This is a genomic window from Variovorax sp. P1_H12_2, assembly GCF_056405335.1.
Genome location: NZ_JBFUCI010000140.1, coordinates 1 through 14,088 on the forward strand (window position 1 = coordinate 1; position 14,088 = coordinate 14,088).

At 69.6% G+C, this 14,088-nt stretch carries 12 protein-coding genes and 1 pseudogene; all 13 read left to right on the plus strand.

The window, feature by feature from the left end; translation table 11 throughout:
- Positions 1 to 202, plus strand: a pseudogene (locus AC1D2K_RS15810) (1,2-phenylacetyl-CoA epoxidase subunit PaaA); the annotation flags it as partial.
- 39 nt (positions 203 to 241) lie between these two features.
- Positions 242 to 547, plus strand: a complete 306-nt coding sequence (paaB, locus tag AC1D2K_RS15815; protein ID WP_286372007.1) for a 1,2-phenylacetyl-CoA epoxidase subunit PaaB — start codon at positions 242 to 244, stop codon at positions 545 to 547.
- A 146-nt stretch (positions 548 to 693) separates the two neighbouring features.
- A complete protein-coding gene (gene paaC, locus AC1D2K_RS15820) occupies positions 694 to 1,467 on the plus strand; it encodes a 1,2-phenylacetyl-CoA epoxidase subunit PaaC (RefSeq protein WP_478089780.1) in 774 nt (257 codons plus the stop codon).
- Positions 1,461 to 1,982 (plus strand): 1,2-phenylacetyl-CoA epoxidase subunit PaaD, encoded by a 522-nt coding sequence (paaD, locus tag AC1D2K_RS15825; protein WP_478089781.1) that lies wholly within the window; start codon positions 1,461 to 1,463, stop codon positions 1,980 to 1,982. The genes paaC and paaD overlap by 7 nt, the downstream gene beginning before the upstream one ends.
- A 10-nt stretch (positions 1,983 to 1,992) precedes the next feature.
- Positions 1,993 to 3,078: a 1,2-phenylacetyl-CoA epoxidase subunit PaaE gene (gene paaE / locus AC1D2K_RS15830; RefSeq protein WP_478089782.1), complete on the plus strand. Its 1,086-nt coding sequence runs from the start codon at positions 1,993 to 1,995 to the stop codon at positions 3,076 to 3,078.
- 155 nt (positions 3,079 to 3,233) lie between these two features.
- Positions 3,234 to 3,857 (plus strand): TetR/AcrR family transcriptional regulator, encoded by a 624-nt coding sequence (locus tag AC1D2K_RS15835; RefSeq protein WP_478089783.1) that lies wholly within the window; start codon positions 3,234 to 3,236, stop codon positions 3,855 to 3,857.
- A gap of 69 nt (positions 3,858 to 3,926) precedes the next feature.
- A complete protein-coding gene (locus AC1D2K_RS15840; RefSeq protein ID WP_478089784.1) occupies positions 3,927 to 5,081 on the plus strand; it encodes an ABC transporter substrate-binding protein in 1,155 nt (384 codons plus the stop codon).
- 217 nt (positions 5,082 to 5,298) lie between these two features.
- Complete coding sequence (locus tag AC1D2K_RS15845) at positions 5,299 to 6,327, plus strand: branched-chain amino acid ABC transporter permease (RefSeq protein ID WP_478089785.1); 1,029 nt, start codon at positions 5,299 to 5,301, stop codon at positions 6,325 to 6,327.
- Entirely contained in the window at positions 6,324 to 8,153 is a 1,830-nt protein-coding gene (locus AC1D2K_RS15850; RefSeq protein WP_478089786.1) for a branched-chain amino acid ABC transporter ATP-binding protein/permease, read from the plus strand. The genes AC1D2K_RS15845 and AC1D2K_RS15850 overlap by 4 nt, the downstream gene beginning before the upstream one ends.
- Positions 8,150 to 8,902, plus strand: coding sequence for an ABC transporter ATP-binding protein (locus AC1D2K_RS15855; protein WP_478089787.1), 753 nt, complete (start codon positions 8,150 to 8,152; stop codon positions 8,900 to 8,902). Before AC1D2K_RS15850 ends, AC1D2K_RS15855 begins: the two co-directional genes overlap by 4 nt.
- A 23-nt stretch (positions 8,903 to 8,925) precedes the next feature.
- Positions 8,926 to 10,971, plus strand: a complete 2,046-nt coding sequence (gene paaZ / locus AC1D2K_RS15860) for a phenylacetic acid degradation bifunctional protein PaaZ (RefSeq protein ID WP_478089788.1) — start codon at positions 8,926 to 8,928, stop codon at positions 10,969 to 10,971.
- Between the two features lie 201 nt (positions 10,972 to 11,172).
- Positions 11,173 to 13,701, plus strand: coding sequence for a DNA ligase D (gene ligD / locus AC1D2K_RS15865; protein WP_478089789.1), 2,529 nt, complete (start codon positions 11,173 to 11,175; stop codon positions 13,699 to 13,701).
- Positions 13,698 to 14,084 carry a DUF4345 family protein gene (locus AC1D2K_RS15870; protein WP_478089790.1) on the plus strand — a complete coding sequence of 129 codons (387 nt, stop codon included), beginning with the start codon at positions 13,698 to 13,700 and terminating at the stop codon, positions 14,082 to 14,084. Before ligD ends, AC1D2K_RS15870 begins: the two co-directional genes overlap by 4 nt.
- Positions 14,085 to 14,088 lie beyond the last annotated feature (4 nt).

The following is a 14,088-nucleotide window of genomic DNA, read 5'->3' on the forward strand; positions in this document are numbered from 1 at the left end:
GAAGTGGAACGAGGAGCGCCAGCACCATGACCACGGAGCGATCGACTGGAGCGAGTTCTGGCGTGTCATCGGCGGCGACGGCCCCTGCAACCGCGAGCGCCTCGGCGCCCGCGTGAAGGCCTGGGAAGACGGCGCCTGGGTGCRCGACGCCGCGCTCGCCCATGCCGCCAAGCGGGCGCAGCCGACACCGCTCGCGGCCTGAGACGCGCCGCCTACCGAAAACGAATCAAGGAACGACTCCATGACGAACCCCACACCCGCCTCCGCCGCCGAATGGCCCCTCTGGGAGGTCTTCGTGCGCAGCCGCTCGGGCCTCGACCACAAGCACTGCGGCAGCCTGCACGCGGCTGACCCGAAGATGGCGATCCAGATGGCGCGCGACGTCTACACGCGGCGCCAGGAAGGCACCAGCGTCTGGGTGGTGCGCTCCGACCAGATCGTCGCCAGCGACCCGGCCGACAAGGACATGTACTTCGATCCGATGGAAGACAAGGTCTACCGCCACCCGACCTTCTACAAGCTCCCGGGTTCCGTGGACCACATGTGAAATGAAGAGACTCCCCCGAAGCGCCTGCGGCGCCTCCCCCTCAAGGGGGCGATACCAGCGGCCTGGCAAAGCCAGTTCCGCGGTATCCCTGGCTCTGGGCCGCGCCGGTTTCTTGTGCAAGGCGCGCTGCGCCAGGGACTACTGAAATGCAAGCCTCCATCGCCATCGAATCCACGCCGGCCGTGCAGTACCTGCTGCGCCTCGGCGACACCTGCCTGATCCTCGGCCAGCGGATCTCCGAGTGGTCCGGCCACGCGCCGATCCTCGAGGAGGACATCGCCATGTCGAACATGGCGCTCGACCTGATCGGCCAGGCCCGTGCCGTGCTGACGCACGCGGGCCGCATCGAGGGACGGGGCCACGACGAGGACCAGCTGGCCTTCCTGCGCGACGAGAAGGACTACCTCAACCTCACGCTGGTCGAGCTGCCGCACGGCGACTTCGCCTTCACGGTGCTGCGCAACGCGATGGTCGCGACGCTGATGAAGCTGCTGTGGGAGCGGCTGCGCGACTCCGGCGACGCCGAACTCGCGGGCATCGCCGGCAAGGCGGTCAAGGAGGCGCGCTACCACCAGCAGCATGCGGCCGACTGGGTGGTGCGCCTGGGCGACGGCACTGAGGAATCGCGCCGGCGCATCGAGCGCGCGCTCGAAGACCTCTGGCGCTATGTGCCCGAGATGTTCGAGTCGGACGCGGTCGACGAAGCCGCAGCCTCTGAAGGGCTGGGCCCGCGCTGGTCGGAGTTGCAGGCGCCGTGGCTGGCCGAGATGCGCACGATCCTCGGCGAAGCGGCACTGGCCGAACCCAAGGAAGCGGCCTTCCGCAGCACCGGCAAGCGCGGCGTGCACAGCGAGCACATGGGATACATCCTGGCGGAAATGCAGCACCTGCAGCGCACTTTCCCCGGAGGCGTGTGGTGACTTCGCCCGTCGCAGCCGACACCCGCCGCGCGCAGGCGTGGGACGTGCTCGGCACCGTGCTCGACCCCGAGGTGCCGGCGCTGTCGGTGCGCGACCTGGGCATCGTGCGCGACGTGATCGCGCACGGCGATGCGCTCGAGGTCGTGCTGACGCCCACCTATTCGGGTTGCCCGGCGACCGAGGTGATCGAGCACGACGTGCTGGCGGCGATCGACAAGGCCGGCCTTGGCCCGGCCTACGTCACGCTGCAGCGCGCACCGGCCTGGACCACCGACTGGATCAGCGCCGAGGGCAAGCGCAAGCTGACCGACTACGGCATCGCGCCGCCCGGACCGGCGTCACCCGACGGCACGGTGCCGATCCGCTTCTTCGGCCGCAGGGTCGATGCGATCGCCTGCCCGCGCTGCGGCAGCAGCAACACGGAGCGGCTGTCGGCCTTCGGCTCGACCGCCTGCAAGGCGATGTACCGCTGCGTGAGCTGCCGCGAACCCTTCGAACATTTCAAACCGATCTGACGGGCCTCCCATGAGTGTCATCTTTCATCCCTTGCGCGTGCGTGCCGTCGAGCCCGACACCGACGAAGCCGTCATCGTCTCCTTCGACGTTCCCGCCGACCTGCGCGAGGCCTTCGGCTTCACCCAGGGCCAGTACCTCACGCTGCGCAAGGACATCGAGGGGCAAGACCTGCGCCGCTCGTACTCGATCTGCGCCGGCGTCGACGACGGCGAACTGCGCGTCGGCGTGCGCAAGGTCAAGGGCGGCACCTTCTCGAACTGGATCAACGAGAAGCTGCAGCCGGGCGACACCATCAGCGTGATGGCGCCGCAGGGCCGCTTCTTCGTGCCGATCGAGCCCGAGGCGCGGCGCCAGCATGTGGGCATCGTCGGCGGCAGCGGCATCACGCCGATCCTGTCGATCATGAAGACCGTGCTGGCGCGCGAGCCGCTGTCGAGCTTCACGCTGATCTACGGCAACCGCAAGCTGCAGTCCACGATGTTCAAGGAAGAACTCGAGGACCTCAAGAACCGCTACATGACGCGGCTGGTGCTGCATCACGTGTTCTCGGGCGAGCCGACCGACGCGCCGCTCCACATGGGCCGCATGGACCGCGCCAAGCTCGGCGAGTTCCTGGCGAGCGTGGTGCCGGCGGGCAGCATCGACCATGCCTACATCTGCGGCCCGTTCCAGATGAACGACGAGGCCGAGGCCGCGCTGCTGGCCGCCGGCGTGCCCGAGGAACGCATCCACATCGAGCGCTTCGGCGTCGCCGCGCCCGAAGGCGCGCCGGTCGGCGCGGTGATCCACGAGGCCCGGCCCGGCGATGCCGAGGTGGCGAAGATCGTCATCGTGCGCGACGGCCTGCAGCGCGAGATCGAGTTCCGAAAAGACCAGCCCAGCATCCTCGACTGCGCCTCGGCGGCCGGCATGGAGGTGCCTTTCTCGTGCACCTCGGGCGTCTGCGGCACCTGCCGTGCCAAGGTCATGGAAGGCAAGGTCCGCATGGAGCGAAACTTCGCGCTCGACAAGAACGAGCTCGCGGCCGGCTTCGTGCTGACCTGCCAGGCCCACCCGCTGACCGAGCGCGTGGTGCTCTCGTTCGACGAACGCTAAGGCCATGAAACACCCCCCGATGCACCTGCGGTGCCTCCCCCCTCAAGGGGGGCGATTCCGGCGGCCTGGCAAAGCCAGTTCCGCGGCATCCCTGGCATTTGGCTGCGCCGGTTTCATGCGTCACGGGCCACGCGGTCGCGTGGTGGAGCACTGACATGGCCCGCGGACGTTCTGCCGGATACGACGACCAGCGCGACATGATCCTCGCGCATGCCGCGCTGCTGTTCGCCAACCGCGGCTACTCGGCCACCTCGATGAACCAGGTGGCCGAGGCCTGCGGTTTCTCGAAGGCGCTGCTCTATCACTACTACCGCGACAAGTACAGCCTGCTGGTCAGCATCGCGGAGAACCACGTGTCGCGCCTCGAGGACCTGGTGAGCGACGTCGAGCGGCAGGGCCTGGCGCCCGAGGCCCGCCTGCGCGAGCTGATCCGCCGCTTCGTGGAGGAATACGCCGGCGCCAAGCATGCGCACCGCGTGTTGACCGAGGACGTCAAGTTCCTCGAGGAAGACGACCGCCAGCGCGTGCTCGACACCCAGCGCACCGTGGTCGCCGGCTTCGCGCGCGTGGTGGCCGAACTGCGGCCCGACCTGCAGGAGGGCGCGCTCGCCAAGCCGCTGACCATGCTGCTGTTCGGCATGATCAACTGGATGTTCATCTGGATGCGCCCCGACGGCGAGCTTGACTACGATTCGATGGCGCCGGTGGTGGCCGACCTGTTCCTCGGCGGCCTGCYGGCGGTGCAACTGCCGGTGCGCGTGGCCGCGGTCGACGGCTGAAGCCCCGGCACTTCGCGCCAGTATTCACCCTTATCCTCAACCCCCTCGAAAAAACCGGAGACAACCCGAATGAAACTTCTCAAACCCATTGCCCTCGCAGCGCTGCTGCTGGCCTCGGCGCTGGCCCAGGCCGACATCAACGTCGGCGTCACCGTGTCGGCCACCGGCCCGGCCGCATCGCTCGGCATCCCCGAGAAGAACACGATCGCGCTGATGCCCAAGACCATCGGCGGCCAGAAGATCAACTACATCGTGCTCGATGACGCCAGCGACACCACGGCCGCGGTCAACAACACGCGCAAGCTGATCTCCGAGAACAAGGTCGACGTGATCCTCGGCTCGACCACCACGCCCAACTCGCTGGCGATGATCGACGTCGCCGCCGAAAGCCAGACGCCCATGATCTCGATGGCCGCCTCGGCGCGCATCATCGAGCCGATGGACGGCAAGAAGCGCTGGGTCTTCAAGACGCCGCAGAACGACATCATGATGTCGCTCGCGATCGCCGAGCACATGGCCGCCAGCGGCGTCAAGACGGTGGGCTTCGTCGGCTTCTCCGACGCCTACGGCGAAGGCTGGTTCCAGGAGTTCACCAAGGCGGCCGACCTGAAGAAGCTCAAGATCGTCGCCAACGAACGCTATGCGCGCACCGACACCTCGGTCACGGGCCAGACGCTCAAGCTGATGTCGGCCAAGCCCGATGCGGTGCTGGTCGCCGGTTCCGGCACGCCTGCGGCGCTGCCGCAGAAGAGCCTCAAGGAGCGCGGCTACACGGGCAAGGTCTACCAGACCCACGGCGTTGCCAACGCCGACTTCCTGCGCGTCGGCGGCAAGGACGTCGAGGGCACGCTGCTGCCGGCCGGCCCGGTGCTGGTCGCCGACCAGTTGCCCGCGGGCAATCCGGTGAAGAAGTCGGCGCTGGCCTATGTGGCCGCCTACGAGGCCGCCAACGGCAAGGGCACGGTGTCGACCTTCGGCGCGCATGCCTGGGACACCGGCCTGCTGATGGCGGCCGCGGTTCCGGTCGCGCTCAAGAAGGCGCAGCCCGGCACGCCCGAGTTCCGCGCCGCGTTGCGCGATGCGCTCGAGCAGGTCAAGGAGCTGCCCGGCGCGCATGGCGTGTTCAACATGACGGCCAACGACCACCTGGGCCTCGACCAGCGCGCGCGCGTGATGGTCAAGATCGAAAACGGCGCCTGGAAGTACCTGCCCCCGAATCCTTGACCCACCCCCGATGCCGGCTCACTTCGTCGCCCGCCCCGTGTCGCTGCCAGAGGCAGCGGCTCTTCGGAGCCGTCCAAGCCTGCGCAGGCAGGCTTGGAGCCGCGGCTCCTCAGCCCCTCAAGTGGGCAACACCAGCGGCCTGGCGAAGCCAGTTCCGCGGTGTTTCCCGAACAGCCTTCGCTTCGCTTGGCCTTAAGCCGCGCTTTAGAAAGCTCAAATGGATTTGCAGATCGCCCTCTTGCTGGGGCAGGACGGCATCGTCAACGGCGCGGTCTACGGACTGATGGCCTTGGCCCTGGTGCTGGTGTTCTCCGTCACGCGGGTGATCTTCATCCCGCAGGGCGAACTGGTCGCGTTCGGCGCGCTGTCGATGGCGGCGCTGACGGCCGGGCGCGTGCCGGCCACGTTGTGGCTGCTGGTCGCGCTGGCGGCGACGACGCTGGTGGTCGAGGCCTGGCGCTGGAAGCGCGGCGCCACGGTCGAGTGGAAGTCCACGCTGGTCTGGACGCTGTTCTTCCCCGCGCTGGCCGCCGGCCTGGTGCTGGGCCTGCGCCCGGATTCGCTCGCGCTGCAGGCGGTCACGACGCTCTTTCTCATCACGCCGCTCGGCCCGCTGCTGTACCGGCTGACCTATCGCCCGCTGGCGCACGCGAGCGTGCTGATCCTGCTGATCGTCTCGGTGGCGCTGCACGGCGTGCTGGTCGGCCTCGGCCTTCTCTTTTTCGGCGCCGAAGGCTCGCGCACGCCGGCCTTCTCGGAAGCGCGCTTCGACCTCGGCGGCGTGCCGATCACCGGCCAGTCGCTGGTGGTGGTGGGCGTCGCTTTCGTACTGGTGGTCCTGATGTTCCTGTTCTTCGAGCGCTCCATCGTCGGCAAGGCGCTGCGCGCCACCGCGATGAACCGCGTCGGCGCGCGGCTGATGGGCATTCCGACCGACCTGTCGGGCGACCTGAGCTTCGCACTCGCGGCRCTGATCGGCGCGGTCTCGGGCCTGCTGATCGCGCCGCTGACCACCGTCTACTATGACACCGGCTTCCTGATCGGCCTCAAGGGCTTCGTCGCCGCGATCGTCGGCGGGCTCGCCAGCTACCCGATCGCGCTGGTCGGCGCACTGCTGGTGGGCCAGCTCGAGGCCTTCTCCTCGTTCTGGGCCAGCGCCTTCAAGGAAGTGCTGGTGTTCACCTTGATCATTCCCGTCCTGTGGTGGCGGTCGCTCCGCAGCCGTCACGTGGAGGATGAAGAATGACCCGGCGTCATCTCACGCTTCTGTGCATTGCCGCGCTGGCGCTCAGCTGGCCCTGGCTGCCCGAGTTCACGGTCACGCTGTTCAGCTACATCGCGCTCTATTCCCTGGTCGCGGCCGGGCTCGTGATGCTCACCGGCGTCGGCGGCATGACCTCCTTCGGCCAGGCGGCCTTTGTCGCCATCGGGGCCTACGCGACCGCCTGGGTCTGCACCTCGCCGGCGGCCACCGCGGCGCTCGGCGGCCTGGTGGCGCCCGCGCTGCTGCCCTGGGTCGGGCTGCTGTTCGGGCTGGTGCTGACCTTCGCCGTGGCCTGGGGGCTGGGCGCGATCACATTGAAGCTCTCGGGCCACTACCTGCCCTTGTGCACGATCGCCTGGGGCCTGAGCCTTTACTTCCTGTTCGGCAACCTGGAGTTCCTCGGTGGGCAGACCGGCATCACGGGCGTGCCGGCACTCACGATCGGCGGCCTGTCGCTGGCGTCGCCGCGTGCGCTGGGGCCCCTGATCTGGGCCGTGCTGCTGCTCGCGCTCTGGGCGCTGCACAACCTGCTCGACTCGCGCGAGGGCCGGGCCGTCCGCGCGCTCAAGTCGGGCCGCGTGATGGCCGAGTCGATGGGTGTCGACACGGCGCGCTACCGGGTCAAGGTGTTCGTGCTCGCCGCGCTGCTGGCGGCCGTGTCGGGCTGGCTCTACGCGCACATGCAGCGCTTCGTGAATCCGACGCCCTTCAACATCAACATCGGCATCGAGTACCTGTTCATGGCGGTGGTGGGCGGATCGGGCCACCTGTGGGGCGCGGTGCTCGGCGCGACGCTGATCACGCTGGTCAAGGAGCAGCTGCAAGACATCCTGCCCAAGCTCCTGGGCGCCAGCGGCAACTTCGAGGTGATCGTGTTCGGCCTCCTGATGCTGTTCGTGCTGCAGCGTTTCGCCGAAGGCCTGTGGCCGACGCTGGCGCGCGTGACGGGGCGCTTCCTGAAGCCGACCCCGGTCAAGCCGGCCAAAGGCCTGGCGACCCTCGCGAGCCGCGAGCTGCCGCCCGCCGGCGAGCTGCTGCTCGAGGCCGACCGCGTGACCAAGCGCTTCGGCGGCCTGGTCGCCAACAATGCGGTTGCGATGACGCTCAAGGCCGGCGAGGTGCATGCGCTGATCGGCCCGAATGGCGCCGGCAAGAGCACCTTCTTCAACATGATCTCGGGCGTCGACGACCCGACCGAGGGGGAAGTCCGCCTGCTGGGCGCTGCCATGACCGGCAAGCCCTCGCGCGACTTCGCGGCCCGCGGCCTGGGGCGCACCTTCCAGCACGTGCGGCTGCTCGGCACGCGCAGCGTGCTCGAGAACGTGGCGCTCGGCGCGCACCGGCGCGGGCACCGGGGCTGGATCGCCTCGATGCTGCGGCTCGACCGCGCCGAGGAGGCGGCGCTGCTGGCCGAAGCCAGGCGGCAGATCGAGCGCTGCGGCCTCGGCGCGCATGCCGATGCGCCGGCCGCTTCGCTGGCACTGGGCCAGCAGCGCGTGGTCGAGATCGCGCGCGCCCTGGCGGGCCAGCCGGCTGCGCTGCTGCTCGACGAGCCGGCCGCCGGCCTGCGCCACCTCGAGAAGCAGGCGCTGGCCGATCTGCTCGCGCAGTTGCGCGCCGAAGGCCTGGGCATCCTGGTGGTCGAGCACGACATGGAATTCGTCATGAACCTGGCCGACCGCATCACGGTGCTGGAGTTCGGCGCCGTCATCGCCGAGGGCACGCCGGCCCAGGTGCAATCCAACCCCCGTGTGCTGGACGCCTACCTGGGCGGCAGCGACGACGAACCGATCGCGGTGGCCGCATGACGAATCCACTTTTCGAGTTGCAGGACTTCAGCGTCGCCTACGGTGCGGTCGAGGCGGTGCACCGCGTCGCGCTGCGCGTCGATGAAGGCGAGATCGTCACCGTCATCGGCCCCAACGGCGCCGGCAAGACCACGCTGCTGTGCGCCGCGATGGGCCTGCTGCCTTCCAGCGGCAGCCTGACCCTCGCGGGCGAGCGCATCGCCAGGCCCAGCGTCGAGGCGATGGTCGCGCGCGGCGTGGCGCTGGTGCCCGAGCGGCGCGAGCTGTTCGGCGAGATGCCGGTCGAGGACAACCTGCTGCTCGGCGGCTTCTACCGCTGGCGCACCGGCCGCCGCGACCAGAAGGAACGCATGGAGGAGGTCTTCGCGATCTTCCCGCGCCTGAAGGAGCGCCGCGCGCAGCTCGCCAACACGCTGTCGGGCGGCGAGCGCCAGATGCTGGCCATCGGCCGCGCGCTGATGGCGCGGCCGCGCCTGCTGATGCTCGACGAGCCCTCGCTCGGCCTGGCGCCGCTGATCGTGCGCGAGGTGCTGCACGTGGTGTCCTCGCTGCGCGCGCACGGCGTCTCGGTGCTGCTGGTGGAGCAGAACGCACGTGCCGCCCTGCAGGTCGCCGACCGCGGCTATGTGCTGGAAACCGGCGCGGTCGCGCTCACCGGCCCGGCGCAGGACCTGCTGCACGACCGCCGGATCATCGACACCTACCTCGGCCTCGGCAACAAGAACGCCGCGGTCGCCGTGACCGCCTAACCCAACCCTTCCGGGAGAACCCCATGACCCAGATCCTTCAGAGCTTCATCGGCGGCCGCTGGCTCGGCGCGCAGGGCGCGCAAGTGCTGCGCAGCGCCATCAATGGCCGTGCCGTGGCGAGCACCCATGCCGAGGCCATCGACTTCGGGGAGGCGCTGGACCACGCCCGCACGGTCGGCCTGACGAACCTGCTGGCAATGGATTTCCAGCAGCGCGCGCAGCGCCTGCGCGCCATCGCCAAGTACCTCGCCGAGCACAAGGAAGAGCTCTACGCGATCTCGGTCCACACCGGCGCCACGCGCGCCGACAGCTGGGTCGACATCGAGGGCGGCGCCGGCACGCTGGCGGCGTATGCCGGCATCGGCGGCAACGAACTGCCCTCGGGCAACCTGGTGCACGAAGGCCCGGCGATGCCGCTGGGCAAGAAGGGCGGCTTCGCGGGCACCCACATCCTGGTGCCGCGCCGCGGCGTCGCGGTGCACATCAACGCCTTCAACTTCCCGGTCTGGGGCCTGCTCGAGAAATGGGCGCCGAGCTTCCTCGCGGGCATGCCCTGCATCGGCAAGCCGGCCACCTCGACCAGCTACCTGACCGAAGCGCTGGTGCGCCTCATGCATCGCTCGGGCCTGCTGCCCGAGGGCAGCCTGCAGCTGGTGATCGGCAGCACCGGCGACCTGCTCGACCGGCTCGACGGCAGCGATGTCGTGACTTTCACGGGCTCGGCCGACACCGCCGCCAAGCTGCGCGTGCACCCGAACATCGTGCGCCAGTCGATTCCCTTCAACGCCGAGGCCGACTCGCTGAACTGCGCGATCCTGGCGCCGGACGTGTCGCCCGACGACGAGGAGTTCGATCTCTTCGTGAAGGAGGTGGCGCGCGAGATGACGGTCAAGGCGGGCCAGAAGTGCACCGCGATCCGGCGCGCCATCGTGCCGCGCCAGCACCTCGATGCGGTGTCCGAGAAGCTGCGCGCGCGGCTCGCCAAGACGGTGGTCGGCGACCCGGCGCGCGAGGACGTGCGCATGGGCGCGCTGGCCTCGCACGCCCAGCAGGCCGACGTGGCCGAGCGCGTGCGGCTGCTGATGGAGGGCGCCGAGTTGGTCTATGGCGAGCGCGACGGCTTTGCGCCGCAGGGCGAGGGCGTGGCCGAAGGCGCGTTCTTCGCGCCGACCCTGCTGCTCGCGCGCGATCCGCTCGGCAATGACGCGGTGCACGACATCGAGGCCTTCGGCCCGGTCAGCACGCTGATGGCCTACGACGGCCTCGACGAAGCGCTGGCGCTGGCCGCGCGCGGCCGCGGCAGTCTGGTCGGCACGCTGGTCACCAAAGACCCGGCGACGGCGGCCAGGGTGATCCCGGTCGCAGCGGCGCACCACGGCCGCATGCTGGTGCTGGACCGCGAGGCCGCCGCCGAATCGACCGGCCATGGCTCGCCGCTGCCCTTCCTCAAGCACGGCGGCCCGGGCCGCGCGGGCGGTGGCGAGGAGCTCGGCGGCCTGCGTGCCGTCAAGCACTACCTGCAGCGCGCGGCGCTGCAGGGCTCGCCCAGCATGATCGCGGCCGTCACCGGCGAATACATGCGCGGCGCCAAACTCAATGAATCCGAGCTGCACCCGTTCCGCAAGCACTTCGAGGACCTCGCCATCGGCGACTCGCTGCTGACGCACCGCCGCACCGTCGGCGAGGCCGACATCGTGGCTTTCGGCGGCATCTCGGGCGACTACTTCTACATGCACTTCGACGAGATCGCGGCCAAGGAAAGCCCGTTCGGCAAGCGCATCGCGCACGGCTACTTCGTGCTGTCGGCGGCGGCCGGGCTGTTCGTCTCGCCGGCGCCCGGACCGGTGCTCGCGAACTACGGCCTCGACACGCTGCGCTTCGTCAAGCCCGTGGGCATCGGCGACACGATCCGCGCCCGGCTCACCTGCAAGCGCAAGATCGACCGCCAGAAGAAGGACGCCAACGGCGTCGGCCAGGGCGTGGTCGCCTGGGACGTCGAGGTGACCAACCAGGACGGCGAGCTGGTCGCGAGCTACGACATCCTCACGCTGGTCGCCAAGAAGGGGTGACTCGCCCCCAGGTTGTCCCGCACTTCGTGTCGGGACGCCCACCCCCTACCGGGGGCAACACCAGCGGCCCGGCAAAGCCGGTTCCGCGGTGTTTCACGAACAGGCCTCGCTTCGCGGGTCGCGTCCTGACGCCACGCTCGGCCGCCCTTTCTTACAGCGGCGGACGCGACCCGCATTAGGATTCGTGGCTGGAGGATATCCATGCCCGCAGCCTCCCGAGCGCGCGAAGCCCTGGCGCCGTACCACGGCAAGCGCGATTTCAAGAAGACGCCCGAACCCCGCGCCGTCGGCAAGCCGGCCCAGGGCGTGCTGTCCTTCGTCGTGCAGAAGCACCACGCGAGCCATCTGCACTACGACTTCCGGCTCGAACTCGACGGCACGCTGAAGAGCTGGGCGGTGCCCAAGGGGCCCTGCCTGGACCCCACGGTCAAGCGCATGGCGGTGCAGGTGGAGGACCATCCGATCGCCTATGGCGGCTTCGAAGGCACCATCCCGCCGAAGCAGTACGGCGCCGGGACCGTGATCGTCTGGGACCGCGGCGAGTGGTCGCCCGAGGGCGATCCGCGCCAGGCGCTGGCGGAGGGGCAGCTCAAGTTCTCCCTGCGCGGCGGCAAGCTGCGCGGCCGCTGGGCCCTGGTGCGCATGCGCGGCGAGGGCGAGAAGCAGACACCCTGGCTGCTGATCAAGGAAAGGGACGCCGAGGCGCGACCGCTGGCGGACTACGACGTGGTCGAGGCCGAGCCCGACAGTGTGCTGAGCGGCCGCGGCGTCGATGACCCGGCGCCGCACGCGGCCCCTGCCGCGACGAAGAGCCCCGCGAAGCATGCGGGCCGCAAGGCCGCCTTGCCGCCAGCGCTGGCACCGCAGCTGGCGAGCCTGGCCGCCGCAGCGCCCGCCACGTCCGGCGACTGGCTCTACGAACTCAAGTTCGACGGCTACCGCCTGCTGACGCGCATCGATGGCGGCAAGGTGCAATGCATCACGCGCAACGGCCACGACTGGACCGCGAAGCTGCCGGTGCTGGCGAAGGCGCTCGCGAGGCTCAAGACGCGTTCGGCCTGGCTCGATGGCGAGATCGTGGTCGAGGGCGACCACGGCGCACCCGACTTTCAGCTGCTGCAGAACGCCTTCGACCGCGGCGCCACCTCGGCCATCGTCTACTGGCTGTTCGACGCGCCCTTCCTCGACGGCCTCGACCTGCGCGCGCTGCCGGTCGAGGAGCGGCGCGCGCAACTCGCGCGCCTGCTGGGCAGCGAGCCACCGGCGCCGCTGCGGTTCAGCGAGGCTTTCGAGGCGGCACCGCGCGACCTGCTGGCGGCGTCGGCCAAGCTGGGCTTCGAGGGCATCGTCGGCAAGCGCAAGGGCTCGGGCTACGTGTCGCGCCGATCCTCCGACTGGATCAAGCTCAAGAACCAGCAGCGGCAGGAGTTCGTCATCGGCGGCTACACCGCGCCCCAGGGTGCGCGCTCGGGCTTCGGTTCGCTGCTGCTCGGCGTGCACGACGACGAGGGCCGGCTGGCCTATTGCGGCAACGTCGGTACCGGCTTCGACGAAAGCCGGCTCGCCGACATCAAGGCCCGGCTCGACAAGCAAGCCAGCGACACCTGCCCGTTCAGCGAGAGGCCGGCCGGCGCCAAGGCGCAATGGGTCAAGCCGGTGCTGGTCTGCGAAGTGTCCTTCGGCGAGTGGACCCGCGAGGGCCGGATCCGCCACTCGGTGTTCCAGGGGCTGCGCAGCGACAAGCCGGCGGCGCAGATCCGGCGCGAGCGCGCCGAGCCGCCCGAAGCGGCGCCGGCAGGCGCCGACGCCGGGAAAGRAGCAAGGAAGTCCATGGACCTGCGCATCACCCACGCCGAGCGCGTGATCGACAAGAAGAGCGGCATCACCAAGGGCGAACTGGTGGCCTTCTACGACCAGGTGGCCGAAGCGATGCTGCCGCACCTCAAGGGCCGGCCGGTGGCGCTGGTGCGCGCGCCCGAAGGCATCGGCGGCGAGCTGTTCTTCCAGAAGCATGCGCAGCAGGGCGAGATGCCGGGCGTGAAGCTGCTCGACCCCTCGCTCGACCGCGACCACGAGCCGCTGCTGCAGATCGACACCGCGCGCGGCCTGCTGTCGGCGGCGCAGATGAACGTGATCGAGTTCCACACCTGGAACGCCACCTCGAAGGCCATCGACACGCCCGACCGCATGACCTTCGACCTCGACCCGGGCGAGGGCGTGCCCTGGGAGCGGATGCAGGAGGCCGCCATGCTGGTGCGGACGCTGCTCACCGAGCTGGGCCTGCCGGCCTTCCTGAAGACCAGCGGGGGCAAGGGACTGCATGTGCTGGTGCCGATCAAGCGGCACTACGGATGGGACGCCGTGAAGGGTTTCTCGCAGGCGGTCGTGCAGCACCTGGCCGGCACGATTCCCGAGCGCTTCGTCGCCAGGAGCGGGCCGCGCAACCGGGTCGGCAAGATCTTCGTCGACTACCTGCGCAACGGCTTCGGCGCCACGACGGTGAGCGCCTGGTCGGCACGGTCGCGCCCGGGGCTCGGTGTTTCGGTGCCGCTGGCGTGGGACGAGCTTCCCGAGCTCACGAGCGCCGCGCAGTGGACCGTGCGGAACATCGCGCACCGCCTTCCCACCGGCAATCGGCCCTGGGCCGAGATGGAGAAGAGCCGCAAGGCCCTCGGTGCGGCCATGAAGACGCTTGGCTACGCGCCGCAGAGAGAGCGAGAGGAACCATGACACCCGACGCACCGCTGCTCGCCAGCCAGCTCATCGTGCGGGCCTGCCTGTTCCTGGTGGCCGCCATCGCCCTGTTCGGCGGTGCCCTTCAGATGTTCCTGGGGCAGCCGGACACCAGCGCGCGCCTGGACAATGTCCACCGCTTCATGGCGGGTGTCTACTTCTCGGTCGGCGTGATCTGCTTCTGGGCCGCGGTCACCGTCCGGGAGCAGGGCGTGCTGGTCTATCTGCTGGCCCTGGGCGTGCTTCTCGCGGGCATCGGCAGGCTGGTGTCCATGGCCAAGGTGGGTCTGCCCGAGCCCCGTTCCGTCTGGCTGGCCTACCTGGTTCCCGAACTGGTTCTTCCGTTCGTGATGGCGGCGGCGCACTACGCGGGCCGTTGAAGAT

Excerpts from the sequence above, each read along its gene's own strand:
- paaZ (WP_478089788.1), top strand. The coding sequence starts at position 8,926 with ATGACCCAGATCCTTCAGAGCTTCATCGGCGGCCGCTGGCTCGGCGCG.
- paaE (WP_478089782.1), top strand. The coding sequence starts at position 1,993 with ATGAGTGTCATCTTTCATCCCTTGCGCGTGCGTGCCGTCGAGCCCGAC.
- AC1D2K_RS15850 (WP_478089786.1), top strand. The coding sequence starts at position 6,324 with ATGACCCGGCGTCATCTCACGCTTCTGTGCATTGCCGCGCTGGCGCTC.
- AC1D2K_RS15870 (WP_478089790.1), top strand. The coding sequence starts at position 13,698 with ATGACACCCGACGCACCGCTGCTCGCCAGCCAGCTCATCGTGCGGGCC.
- AC1D2K_RS15855 (WP_478089787.1), top strand. The coding sequence starts at position 8,150 with ATGACGAATCCACTTTTCGAGTTGCAGGACTTCAGCGTCGCCTACGGT.
- paaC (WP_478089780.1), top strand. The coding sequence starts at position 694 with ATGCAAGCCTCCATCGCCATCGAATCCACGCCGGCCGTGCAGTACCTG.
- paaB (WP_286372007.1), top strand. The coding sequence starts at position 242 with ATGACGAACCCCACACCCGCCTCCGCCGCCGAATGGCCCCTCTGGGAG.
- AC1D2K_RS15840 (WP_478089784.1), top strand. The coding sequence starts at position 3,927 with ATGAAACTTCTCAAACCCATTGCCCTCGCAGCGCTGCTGCTGGCCTCG.